Raw genomic sequence first — 10,799 nt, 5'->3', positions numbered from 1 at the left:
CGGCGGATCACGGCGGGCCGGCCTTGTACCCGACCCCGCGCACCGTCAGCACCACCTCCGGGTGCTCCGGGTCCTTCTCCACCTTCGAGCGAAGGCGCTGGACGTGCACGTTCACCAGCCGGGTGTCGGCCGCGTGCCGGTAGCCCCACACCTGTTCGAGCAGCACCTCGCGGGTGAACACCTGGCGCGGCTTGCGGGCCAGCGCCACGAGCAGGTCGAATTCGAGCGGGGTCAGCGGGATCGCCTTGCCGTCGCGGGTGACCTCGTGTCCGGGAACGTCGATCGCGAGATCGCCGATGGTGAGCGATTCGGCGGGCTCGGCCTCGGTGCGGCGCATCCGGGCGCGCACGCGGGCGACCAGTTCCTTCGGCTTGAACGGCTTGACCACGTAGTCGTCGGCGCCGGACTCGAGCCCCAGCACGATGTCCACGGTGTCGCTCTTGGCGGTGAGCATGACGATGGGCACGCCGGACTCGGCGCGGATCGCCTTGCACACGTCGATGCCGTTCATGCCGGGCAGCATGAGGTCGAGCAGGACCAGGTCCGGTTTCAGCTCCCGGAGCGCGGGAAGCGCGCGCGAACCGTCCGCGACCACCGCGGTGTCGAACCCCTCGCCGCGGAGCACGATGGTGAGCATCTCCGCGAGCGCCGGGTCGTCGTCGACCACCAAGACACGTGCCTTCATGACCACATGTTCGCACTACCGCCCGCACCCGTGCGCACGACCCGCGCGTTTGACCACCGGAAAGATCAAGATCACCGGCCCGGTTGGGCCATCCGGACGCGTCCGGCGCCCCGGTCGCGGGCGGATTCCCCCGCTCAGCCGAACAGATCGCAGCCGAGCGGTTACTGTTGCGCTATGCGGAACCAGGACTCGGGAAACGCAACGGGAAGCGCGGTGCAGTCCGTCGACCGGGCGATCAACGTCCTGGAGCTGCTGGCCCGCAACGGCGAAACCGGCATCACCGAGATCGCGGGCGAGCTGGGCGTGCACAAGTCCACCGCGTCCCGGCTGCTGAGCGTGCTGGAGGCGCACGGGCTGGTCGAGCAGCTGGGCGAACGCGGCAAGTACGCGATCGGGTTCGGCGTGGTCCGGCTGGCCGGCGCCGCGACCGGCCGCATGGACCTCGCGAAGCTCGGCAGGCAGACCTGCCAGGCGCTCGCCGAGGAACTGGGCGAGACGGTCAACATCGCGATCGCCGACGACGGGGTCGCGATCAACATCAGCCAGGCCCGCGGGTCGGCGGCGATCACCACGCAGAACTGGACCGGGCAGCGCACGCCGCTGCACGCCACGTCCAGCGGCAAGGTCCTGCTGGCGGCGATGGACGAGGCCGAGCGGAAGCGGATGCTCGCGCACGAGCTGGAGCAGTACACGCCGCGCACCACGGTCGACCGGGACGAGCTGGCGGCCGAACTGGACCGCGTCGCCGAGGACGGTTACGCGGCCTCCTTCGAGGAGCTGGAACTGGGCATGCACGCGGTCGCGGTGCCGGTGCGCGGGCCCGGCGGCGAGGTCGTCGCGGCGATGAGCGCGTCCGGTCCGTCCTACCGGCTGTCCAAACAGCGGATCCGGCAGATCGTCGCGCCGATGGCCGAGGCGGCCCGGGAACTTTCCGCTCAGCTCGGCTACTTCTCCGCGTGAACCCGGCGGCCGCGGCGGCTCTCTTGACAGCGCGCCCGCGATCCCGCAATTTGTGAGTTGCAGCAGACGGAACATCGATCTCCATCCGCAACGCGTCCGATCCCCGGCGGGGGCGTTCCGGCATGCCTGTCTCGTCCCGAGCCGGGCCGTCCGCGACGGCCGGCAGGCAGGAGGTACCTCGCGATGGCGGTGCGACCGCGGGTCGTTGTGCTCGGCGCCGGACTCCTCGGTTGCGCGGTCGCCGACGAGCTGACCGAACGAGGCTGGACGGACGTCACCGTCCTCGAACCGGAACCGGCGATCGCCTCGCCCGGGCCGGGACTGCTCTTCCGCACGCACGCCGACCGCACGGCGTCCGAGTTCGCGAAGTACACCGCGGAGAAGTACAGCGGGCTGACCGTCGACGGCGGCTGGTGCTTCCAGCCGGTCGGGAGCCTCGAACTGGCGACCACTCCCGAGCAGCTTTCCCGGCTGCGGCAACGGCTGGGCTGGGCGACATCGTCCGGCGTGCGCGGCTATCTGCGCGAACCGGGCGAATGCGCTCAGCTGCACCCGCTGCTCGACTCCGCGAAGGTGTCCGGCGGCCTGCACGTCCCCGGCGACGGGCTGGTCAAACCGCTCCGCGCGGCACACGCCCAAGCTCGCCGCGCGACGGAGCGAGGCGCGAAATTCCTTACTGGGCAAGAGATTGTGGAGATCGTGCGCACGGCGGGCCGGGTGACCGCGGTGGCGACCGCGACCGACCGGTTCCGTGCCGACGTGGTCGTCTCCTGCGCTGGAGTACGCGGACCGCGGTTCGGGCGGCTGGTCGACCTCGCCGTGCCGGTGGTGCCGATCGCCGTCGAGCACGCGCTGACCACGCCGCTGGCGCGTCTCGCCGGGGACAACGACCCGTTCACCGAGGCGGACAAGCCGATCTTGCGCGGGGCCGGGCTGGCGCTGCGCGAGCACATCGACCGGCTGGGCATCAGCGCGCTGGGTCCGGTCGACACCGACGCCGCGTTCGCTCCGGCGGGCTTCGAGGAGTCGTGGACGGCCGCGCTCGGCTTGGTACCCGCACTCGCCGACGCGAAGGTCGAGGAGGGCGTCCGGCACCTGGTCCCGGGTACGCCGGACGGGTTGCCGCTGCTGGGCGAGCATCCCGATCTCGACGGGTTCTGGATCGCCGAGGCGGTGGACTGCGCGTGGTCCGCCGGGGTCGCCCGGGAGCTGGCGCGCTGGCTCATCGAGGGGCAGGCGCACCTCGACCTGCACTCCGTCGACCTTGCCCGGTTCGATCGGCTGCAGCTCGCACCCGGCCGGGTGCGGGAGCGGAGCTTGGCGGCGGCGGGCCATCCGCGGCCAGCGCCGGAACTGCTGCGGACCACTCCCTGCTACGAGCGCGAAGTCGCGCTGGGCGCGGAGTTTCGCGAAGAAGACGGTTGGGCGCGGCCTCAGCGGTACACCGATGCCCGTGCGGAGGCCGTCGCGGCTCGGAGCCGGGTGGCGTTGTTCGACCTGACCCCGAGGCGACGGCTGGAGATCACCGGCCGCGGCGCGCTGCCGTTCCTGCAGACGATGACCACGAACCAGCTCGACCGGCCGCCCGGCTCGGTCACCACCACGTTGCTGCTCGGCGAAGACGGCGGCGTCCGCAGCGATCTCACCGTCGCCCGGCTCGGCGCGGAGCAGTTCCACGTCGCCGCGCATCACCACCGGGACGTCGCCTGGCTGCGCCGTCACCTGCCCGGCGACGGCTCGGTCCAGCTGCGCGAAACGACCGGCGGCACCTGCTGTCTCGGTTTGTGGGGACCGCTCGCCGAGCAGGTGCTGCCCGAACTGTCCACATCGGACTCCCGCGTTCGGCGGACGTATGTCGGCGACGTGCCGGTGACCGTGCTGCGCGTGTCCGACGTGGGCGAATCCGGCTGGGAGCTGCACACTGGCGCGGATCTCGGCCGGTCGCTGTGGGACACGCTCTGGTCGGCCGGGCAGCCGTACGGGATCGTCGCGGCCGGCGAAGACGCGCTGCGCAGCCTCCGGATGGAGGAAGGGCACCGAAGCTGCGGCATCGACGTGACCACCGAGCACGACCCGTACGAGGCCGGTCTCGGGTTCGCGGTGCGGATGGACAAGGGCTACTTCCTCGGCCGGGACACGCTTCTCCACCTTTCTCCAGCGACGGCGCGCCGGAAACTGGTGTGCTTGACCGTCGACAACTCGCGTTCCGTAATGCAGGGCCGGGAACCGGTGTACGTCGACGGCCGCCCCTCGGGATACGTCACGAGCGGGGCGTACGGCTACACCATCGACAAAAACCTGGCCTACGCGTGGCTTCCCGTCGCGGACGCCCGGCCGCGCACGCCAGTGGAAATCGAGCACTTCGGGAAACGGCTCGCGGCGCGGGTGGCCGCCGAGCCGTTGAGGGGCAGTGAATGACGCACTACGACGTGATCGTGATCGGTCTCGGCGGAATGGGCAGCGCGGCCGCCTACCGGCTGGCGCGACGGGGCCAGAAGGTGCTCGGGATCGACCAGTTCGCTCCGGTGCACAACCTCGGTTCGAGCCACGGCGGTTCGCGGATCACGCGGCAGGCGTACCTCGAAGGCCCGGATTACGTGCCGCTGCTGCTGCGCGCGCACGAGATGTGGGACGAACTCGAACGCGACTCCGGGCGGTCGCTGTTCACCCGCTGCGGTGCGGTGATGGGCGGACCGCCGGAATCGCGCACGATCGCGGGCAGCACGCTTTCCGCGGAGAAGTTCGACATCCCGCACGAAATCCTGGACCCGGCCGAGATCCGGCGCCGGTTCCCCACCATCACCCCGGCCGAGGACGAGGTGGCGTTGTGGGAACCGGGCGCCGGTTTCGTGTCGCCCGAAGGAAGCGTCGCCGCGCACCTGCGGCTCGCCGCGCGCCACGGTGCCGAACTGCACCACGAAGAGCAGGTATTCACGTGGACCAGCACGGAATCCGGCGTGCGCGTCGGCACCGCTTCGAGCTACTACACCGCCGAGCGGCTCGTGCTGTGCCCCGGCGCGTGGGCACCCGTGCTGCTCGCTGACCTAGGCGTCGGCTTCGAGGTGCGCCGCCAGGTCCAGTACTGGTTCGAACCAACGGACGTGCGGCCGTTCGCCGAGCATCCCGTCTACCTGTGGGAAACCGCTGAAGGCGACCAGTTCTACGGATTCCCCGCGCACACCGCACAAGGCGTCAAAGTCGCCATGCACCTTGGCGGCACGCCGTGCACCGCCGACACTGTCGACCGGCGGATCCACGACGACGAGGTACGCGAGGTCGCGGCCGTTGTCGGCTCCCGGATGCCGACGCTCCCGGCGACCTTTCGCCGCGCGGCGACCTGCCTCTACACCAACACCCCGGACGAGCATTTCGTGATCGCCCCGCACCCGAGGCATCCGCGCGTGGTGGTGGCGTGCGGATTTTCCGGGCACGGCTTCAAATTCGTGCCGGTGGTCGGCGAGATTCTCGCCGACCTGGTGGTGGACGGGGAGACGCGGCACCCGATCTCGCTGTTCGATCCGGCGAGGTTCTCGTGAGTGTTCATCGCGGTGAGAACCGCGATGAACACTCACGAGGCGAAGTAGTGCTCCTCAGCCAGATCCTCAAGCAGGCCAGGGTGTTCCGGCTTCCAGTCGAGCAGCTCGCGCGTGCGCGCGGCGGAGGTCGGGGCGTCTGCCTGCACCATCGGCGCGAGGAACCCGAAGTGCGTGGGGGCTTCCTCCGGCGTGATGGACTTCGCCGGGACACCAAGCCGCGCACCGATCGTCTCGGCGATCTGCCGGAGCGAGATGGCTTCGTCGCCGACCGCGTGCAGCATCGATCCGGCCGGAGCTTTCTCCAGCGCCAGCCGGTACAGGCGGGCCGCGTCGAGCGTGTGGCCCGCGGCCCAGCGGCTGGCCCCGTCGCCGACGTACGGCGAAACCCCGGCCGAGCGGGCCAACTGGATCATGGTCGGGACGAACCCGTGCTTGTCGAGCGAGCTGTGCACCGACGGCGGCAGCCGCACGACTGACGACCGGACGCCGCGTTGGGCGAGCCCGAGCACGTAGTTCTCCGCGTCGACTCGCGGGCCGCCGGGAAGGCGGTCCTCCTCGGTCGCGGTGCGGCCGAGCCCGGTGAGCATCAGGGTTCCGGAGGTCGAGACCAGTGGCTTGCCGGTGCCGGCGAGAGTTTCGCCAAGAGCCTCCAGCGCGGCGAAGTCCGCTTCGACCGCGCCGGCGAACTCGCCGCTGGCCATCAGGTCGTGTTTGAACGCCAGATGCACGACGCCGTCCGCCTCGGCGGCCGCTTCGCGCAGACCGTCGAGATCGTCGAGGTCGCCGCGCCGCACCTGCGCGCCGCGTTCGGCGAGCACCGCGGCGGAGGCGTCCGACCGGGCGAGACCGACCACCTCGTGTCCGGCGGAGAGCAGTTCGGGAACGAGAGCGGAGCCGACGTGGCCGCTGCCCCCGGTGACGAAAACCCGCATGGGATGTTCCTTCCACAGTTGATGACACCTGGTGACATCACCATACGCCGGATGTCATCTGGTGTCATCACCTAGACTGGACGGCATGGGCCGCTGGGAACCGAACGCACGCCAACGCCTGGCCGAGGCCGCGCTCGACCTGTTCGCCGAACGCGGCTACGACCAGACCACGGTCGCCGAAATCGCCGAACGCGCCGGGCTCACGAAACGCACTTTCTTCCGCTATTTCGCCGACAAGCGAGAAGTGCTGTTCGGCGGGCAGGAGGAACTGGCCCGGCTGTTCTCCGAAGGCATCGCCGCGACCCCAGCGGACGCCACGCCGTTCGAAGCGGTCGGCGGGGCACTGGATGCCGTCGCGGCGATTTTCACCGGCGAGCGGCTGGCTCAGGCCCGAGCCCGGCAGGCGGTCGTGGCGGCGAACAGCGAACTGCTCGAACGCGAATTGCTCAAGCGCGCCAAGATGGTCCAGGCCATGCACGACGCGCTCGCCGCACACGGGATCAGCGAGCCGACCGCCCGCGTCGCGGCGGAATTGGGCTGCCTCGCGTTCGGGACGACGTTCTTCCGCTGGGTCGACGCCGGAAATCGGCGGGAGTTCGGCGCGCTCGCGGCCGAAGCGCTCGACGAATTGCGCACCGCGACCGCGGCCCTGGGCTAAGCGAGCAGGGATTTCGCCAGCGTCGGCAGATCGACGCCGGCCACGCCGTCCAGCACCTGCCACGGCGCGAGCCACGAAGCCGCGGCCAGTTCGTCGTACACCGCGGCACAACGCTGCTGCAGCGAATCGTCCGACTCGAACGCGTCCCGCGCCCTGGCCGTGTCCGATTCCGCCCGGCGCACTGCCCGCTCGGCGGCGACCTCCGGGCTCACCCGCAGCAGCAGATGGGCGTCCGGCCGCGGCAACCCGAACCGCGTCACCTCGAGGTCCCAAACCCACTGCACCACAGCGCCATCCGCGTGCTCGCGCAGGCGCGCGGCGGCGTACGCGACGTTCGAGGCGACGTAGCGATCCAGCAGGACCACGTCGTTGGCCGCGAGCAGCCCGCGGATCTCGTCGGCCGCACCGGCGCGGTCGAGGGCGTAGAGCATCGCCATCCCGTACACCGAGTCGGCGAGATCGCCGTGTCCTCGATGCAGCGCTTCCCGCACCAGATCGGCGTGCACGCTGCGGCCGTAACGGGGGAAGGCGAGACTGCCGACGCTCGCGCCGGTGTCTTCCAGCGCAGCGGTCAGCCCCTCGGACAGCGTGCGCTTGCCCGCGCCGTCCAGACCTTCGATTACGACCAGTCGCCCCACACCGTCGAAGATACTGGGTGGCGTGCTCAGGCCGTCTCGCGGCGCGCGCGGACGTAGCCGAAGTACCCCGCCGGCACCGCGACCAGCAGCCCGGCGAGGCAGAACAGCGGAATCCATTCGTCGCCGTGCGGCTGAGCGGGCGTGCTCTGGCCGTCCCTCGGCATCACCTCGCCGCGCGGCACGATCGTGAGGTGGGCGTTGCCGGTGTCGGCGGGCTGCGCCGCGCCCGCGCCCGGAGCCGACACCGGCAACGCCAGGCCCGTGAACGCCACGAGAAACACCAAGCGTCCGACGTGCCTTCGGCAAGTGGCCGAGGACCACCGGACCTGCCCGGCAGTGCTCCCCACGTGATTCGGTTTCCCCAGACCCACGACGCACCTCCCGCCTAGACGTGGCCAGTGGTGGTCACAACGGTGAACCGGCCGATCACTCCGAGCAAGATGCCCGTCCGGCGACGAGGGTGTTCCGGGTCGGCGGTGGAACACGGAACGGTTACCCTTCCGTGGCCAAGCACACCAAACGGGGGCCGGACCCGTTACCGCGCGCTGCTAACGTGAACGTTCCGCGGCATTCACGCCCAGCGCACGGGCGGCGTTGAAGGGACAGCGGTGGCACGAGACGGGGATGGCCCACTGATCATGGAACCTGGCCGGCGCGGTGCGGGTGAACTGCCGCCCGAGCTCGGCGAAGCACTGCGATCCGGAGAATTCCACCACGCGCTGCGGCTCGCGATCGCGCATCGCGGCCTGTCGCTCGCCCGGCTGCGGGCACACCTCGCGCTCCGTGGCGTCCACATCGGACAGTCGACGCTGAGCTACTGGCAGCGCGGGCTGCGCCAGCCGGAGGTGCCGAAGGCGCTGCCGGCGGTCCGCGCGCTGGAGTCGGTGCTGCAACTGCCCGCGGACGCGCTCGTGGTGCTGATCGGCCCGCGCACCGCGCGCCCGCGCGGGCACCAGGCCGCGGCGTCGTTCCACGACCTGCGCTCGGGCGAGATGGGCGCGATCGTCGAGCAGCTGATGAGCGACCTCGGCGCGGCGCCGGCGTCGCGGCAGTCCAACTCCGACCTGGAAATGCTGTCGGTGCACGACCAGATCACCATCGACGAGCAGAAACACCAGGTGAAATTCCGGACCCGGCTGGTCACCCGCGCACGGCGGCACGGCCCGGACCGGTACGTGGCGGTCTACAACGGCGATCCCGGCTGCCGGATCGACGACGTCGAGCTGATCACCGCGGAAGGCTGCCGCGTCGGCCGGATCCGCCGGCATCCGGCGCGCGAGACGATGGCGACGGAGCTGCTTTTCGACCGGAAGCTCGCCGAGGGCGAGATCCACGTTTTCTGCTTCGAAATCCACGACAATTCCGCCGTGACGTTCCCCGGGTACTACCGGATGCTGCGCGACCAGTGCGCGAGCTATCTGCTGCAACTGCAATTCGCGCCGACCGCGATGCCCGCCCGGATCACCCGCGAGGTCCGCGCCCGCGACGACGCGCTGCCGGTCGAGGCGGAGGAATTGCCGTGCGACACCGGCGGCGTGACGAGCGGGTATTTCCGCGACACCGGCCCGGGGCTGGCCGGCATCGCGGTGGAATGGAACTGAGCTTTATCCGTCCACCCGCTGCGGCGTGCCCTTGGTGATCCGCACGAGTTCGTCGAACGTCGTCGGGAAGACGGCGTTCGGCGTTCCCGCGGCGGCCCACACCTGGCTGTACTGCCGCAACGCCTCGTCGACGACCGTCTCCAGCGGAGCCGGATGCCCGACCGGCGACACCCCGCCGATCACCTGCCCGGTGGCCGCGCGCACCTCGTCCGGCTTGGCCCGGCGGATCCGGCCGCGCCCGAGTCGCGCGGCGAGGGCCTCGACGTCCACCCGGTGCGCGCCACTGGTCAAGACCAGCAGCGGGGCGTCGTCGGCCAGGAACACCAGACTGTTCGCGATCGCGCCGACCGGACAGCCCAGCGCGTCCGCCGCCTCGGCCGCCGTCCGCGTGGACTGCGGGAGCGTCCGCGCCCGGCCCTCGACCCCCGCCTCGTCGAGCGCGTCCTGCACGTTCTGCACTGCCGACATCTGCACACCTCCAACTGTTCTGTAAACAGAACACTAGACTAGGCCGGGTGTCCACGTCACCCGCCCCGGACGGCCGCGCCCTCGCCGCGGCGGTCGGCACCCGCATCCGGACGCTGCGCACCCGCGCGGGCGTCGGCCTGACCGCGCTCGCCACCGACAGCGGCCTCGGCAAGGGAACGCTGTCAGAACTGGAAAACGGCCGCCGCAACCCGACTCTGGACACGCTGTTCGCCATCGCCACCGCACTGTCGATCCCGTTGAGCGACCTGCTCTTCGGAGACGACGGCGTAGCCGAAGCACACGGCGACAGCGTGGCCGCGACCCTGCTCGGCCGCTGGGAGGACCCCGACGGCGTCACCGAGGTGTACCGGCTGACGATCCACGAGCGGGTCCAGGTATCGCACCCGCACAGCCCCGGGGTCCGGGAAGTGCTGACGGTACTGACCGGAACGGCGGAGGTCGGCCCGGTTGACGCACCGGTGACGGTTTCCGCGGCGGGGACGCATACGTTCATCGCGGAAACGGACCATGTGTATCGCGGAATCGGCGGACCGGCTAGTGCGGTGTTGACGATGCGGTATCCGCATTAGCGGACGAGGAGCCCGTTGGCTTTCGCCGCCTCGGCCTGACGCGCGTCACGCGTCACGACAGTAATCGGCTGGCCGCCGGTCAGTTCGGCAGTTTCCCTCATTACGACAGCCAGATGAAGAGCATCCAGAGTGCGAATCGGATAGTTCTCGGCAACCAGTCGCTGCGCCGCCGAAAAAACCCGCTCCGGCCGGAAAGGGATCAGCACGAGCGCACCCTCCGGAGACGCGAGCCGGTCGAAATGCTCGAGGACGATCCGGGCGTCGGGGATCCGGCCAGCACGCTTCGCCGCAGTGAGCGCACTGGTGAACTCGATTCGGGTCAGTTCACTGCTGAACACCAGATCCGGCCCCTCGAGCAGCAGTTCACGCATTTCACGGTGACCAGGCTCGTCTTTGAGGTACGCGGTAGCCAACGCGCTGGTGTCAGCGTAGTAACACTCGGTCACCATTCACCCCGAGTCCAGTCGAGATACTCGCCAACGGTCGCTCCCCAGCCGCTGGAGAACTCTTCGATTTCGTCCAGCGACGCCACCCGGGCTGGAGGCTCGACATACGCGGCCTTGCCCTCGGCGATCAACCGGCGTTTCCACTCGGCTCGTGACTCGCCCTTCTGGACGACCCCTCGGAGGGCCTCGGTGACCAGGTCGTTCATGCTGCGCCCCTCAGCCTCGGCCCTGGCCTTCAGCCGAGCGTGCAGCTCGTCGTCGACGCGAGTGATCAATTGCTTCACT

13 protein-coding genes are annotated in these 10,799 nt (G+C 70.3%); 6 read left to right on the top strand and 7 right to left on the bottom strand.

Annotation, left to right across the window (positions count from 1 at the left end; genetic code table 11):
* Window positions 1-7: 7 nt before the first annotated feature.
* Window positions 8-685: an MtrAB system response regulator MtrA gene (gene mtrA / locus H5411_RS23460; protein ID WP_037355684.1), complete on the bottom strand. Its 678-nt coding sequence runs from the start codon at window positions 683-685 to the stop codon at window positions 8-10.
* Between the two features lie 174 nt (window positions 686-859).
* On the opposite strand from mtrA, the gene H5411_RS23455 reads away from it, so the two are divergent.
* The 3 genes from H5411_RS23455 to solA all read left to right on the top strand — a co-directional run bounded on the left by H5411_RS23455 (window position 860) and on the right by solA (window position 5,181).
* Window positions 860-1,645: an IclR family transcriptional regulator gene (locus H5411_RS23455; RefSeq protein WP_183124990.1), complete on the top strand. Its 786-nt coding sequence runs from the start codon at window positions 860-862 to the stop codon at window positions 1,643-1,645.
* A gap of 183 nt (window positions 1,646-1,828) precedes the next feature.
* Window positions 1,829-4,063, top strand: a complete 2,235-nt coding sequence (locus H5411_RS23450; RefSeq protein WP_183124989.1) for an FAD-dependent oxidoreductase — start codon at window positions 1,829-1,831, stop codon at window positions 4,061-4,063.
* A complete protein-coding gene (gene solA, locus H5411_RS23445; RefSeq protein WP_183124988.1) occupies window positions 4,060-5,181 on the top strand; it encodes an N-methyl-L-tryptophan oxidase in 1,122 nt (373 codons plus the stop codon). Before H5411_RS23450 ends, solA begins: the two co-directional genes overlap by 4 nt.
* A 32-nt stretch (window positions 5,182-5,213) precedes the next feature.
* On the opposite strand, the gene H5411_RS23440 is transcribed toward solA, so the two are convergent.
* Window positions 5,214-6,113, bottom strand: a complete 900-nt coding sequence (locus H5411_RS23440) for an SDR family oxidoreductase (RefSeq protein WP_183124987.1) — start codon at window positions 6,111-6,113, stop codon at window positions 5,214-5,216.
* A gap of 85 nt (window positions 6,114-6,198) precedes the next feature.
* Here H5411_RS23440 and H5411_RS23435 point away from each other — a divergent pair, with 85 nt between their 5' ends.
* Complete coding sequence (locus H5411_RS23435) at window positions 6,199-6,771, top strand: TetR family transcriptional regulator (RefSeq protein WP_183124986.1); 573 nt, start codon at window positions 6,199-6,201, stop codon at window positions 6,769-6,771.
* Here the strand turns inward: H5411_RS23435 and H5411_RS23430 are convergent.
* Both H5411_RS23430 and H5411_RS23425 read right to left on the bottom strand, forming a co-directional pair.
* A complete protein-coding gene (locus H5411_RS23430; protein WP_183124985.1) occupies window positions 6,768-7,409 on the bottom strand; it encodes a dTMP kinase in 642 nt (213 codons plus the stop codon). The genes H5411_RS23435 and H5411_RS23430 overlap by 4 nt on opposite strands.
* Window positions 7,410-7,435: 26 nt before the next feature.
* Window positions 7,436-7,681, bottom strand: coding sequence for a hypothetical protein (locus tag H5411_RS23425; protein WP_312878565.1), 246 nt, complete (start codon window positions 7,679-7,681; stop codon window positions 7,436-7,438).
* 366 nt (window positions 7,682-8,047) lie between these two features.
* Here H5411_RS23425 and H5411_RS23420 point away from each other — a divergent pair, with 366 nt between their 5' ends.
* Window positions 8,048-9,010, top strand: a complete 963-nt coding sequence (locus H5411_RS23420; RefSeq protein ID WP_220817345.1) for a hypothetical protein — start codon at window positions 8,048-8,050, stop codon at window positions 9,008-9,010.
* A gap of 3 nt (window positions 9,011-9,013) precedes the next feature.
* Here the strand turns inward: H5411_RS23420 and H5411_RS23415 are convergent, their stop codons facing one another.
* Window positions 9,014-9,478 (bottom strand): YbaK/EbsC family protein, encoded by a 465-nt coding sequence (locus H5411_RS23415; protein WP_183124983.1) that lies wholly within the window; start codon window positions 9,476-9,478, stop codon window positions 9,014-9,016.
* A 47-nt stretch (window positions 9,479-9,525) separates the two neighbouring features.
* On the opposite strand from H5411_RS23415, the gene H5411_RS23410 reads away from it, so the two are divergent.
* Entirely contained in the window at window positions 9,526-10,068 is a 543-nt protein-coding gene (locus tag H5411_RS23410) for a helix-turn-helix domain-containing protein (RefSeq protein ID WP_183124982.1), read from the top strand.
* Here the strand turns inward: H5411_RS23410 and H5411_RS23405 are convergent.
* Together H5411_RS23405 and H5411_RS23400 are read right to left on the bottom strand one after the other, a co-directional pair.
* Entirely contained in the window at window positions 10,065-10,517 is a 453-nt protein-coding gene (locus tag H5411_RS23405) for a type II toxin-antitoxin system VapC family toxin (RefSeq protein ID WP_101437818.1), read from the bottom strand. The genes H5411_RS23410 and H5411_RS23405 overlap by 4 nt on opposite strands.
* Window positions 10,511-10,798: a FitA-like ribbon-helix-helix domain-containing protein gene (locus tag H5411_RS23400; protein ID WP_167442010.1), complete on the bottom strand. Its 288-nt coding sequence runs from the start codon at window positions 10,796-10,798 to the stop codon at window positions 10,511-10,513. The genes H5411_RS23405 and H5411_RS23400 overlap by 7 nt, the downstream gene beginning before the upstream one ends.
* Window position 10,799: the final 1 nt, after the last annotated feature.

Origin of the sequence: Amycolatopsis echigonensis (assembly GCF_014174495.1) — a bacterium.
GTDB classification, from domain to species: Bacteria; Actinomycetota; Actinomycetes; order Mycobacteriales; family Pseudonocardiaceae; genus Amycolatopsis; species Amycolatopsis echigonensis.
The sequence above is the reverse complement of the archived record's forward strand: the minus strand, read 5'-3'. Positions and strand labels throughout refer to the sequence as shown.

Excerpts from the sequence above, each read along its gene's own strand:
- mtrA (WP_037355684.1), bottom strand. The coding sequence starts at position 685 with ATGAAGGCACGTGTCTTGGTGGTCGACGACGACCCGGCGCTCGCGGAG.
- H5411_RS23455 (WP_183124990.1), top strand. The coding sequence starts at position 860 with ATGCGGAACCAGGACTCGGGAAACGCAACGGGAAGCGCGGTGCAGTCC.
- H5411_RS23450 (WP_183124989.1), top strand. The coding sequence starts at position 1,829 with ATGGCGGTGCGACCGCGGGTCGTTGTGCTCGGCGCCGGACTCCTCGGT.
- solA (WP_183124988.1), top strand. The coding sequence starts at position 4,060 with ATGACGCACTACGACGTGATCGTGATCGGTCTCGGCGGAATGGGCAGC.
- H5411_RS23440 (WP_183124987.1), bottom strand. The coding sequence starts at position 6,113 with ATGCGGGTTTTCGTCACCGGGGGCAGCGGCCACGTCGGCTCCGCTCTC.
- H5411_RS23435 (WP_183124986.1), top strand. The coding sequence starts at position 6,199 with ATGGGCCGCTGGGAACCGAACGCACGCCAACGCCTGGCCGAGGCCGCG.
- H5411_RS23420 (WP_220817345.1), top strand. The coding sequence starts at position 8,048 with ATGGAACCTGGCCGGCGCGGTGCGGGTGAACTGCCGCCCGAGCTCGGC.
- H5411_RS23415 (WP_183124983.1), bottom strand. The coding sequence starts at position 9,478 with ATGTCGGCAGTGCAGAACGTGCAGGACGCGCTCGACGAGGCGGGGGTC.
- H5411_RS23405 (WP_101437818.1), bottom strand. The coding sequence starts at position 10,517 with ATGGTGACCGAGTGTTACTACGCTGACACCAGCGCGTTGGCTACCGCG.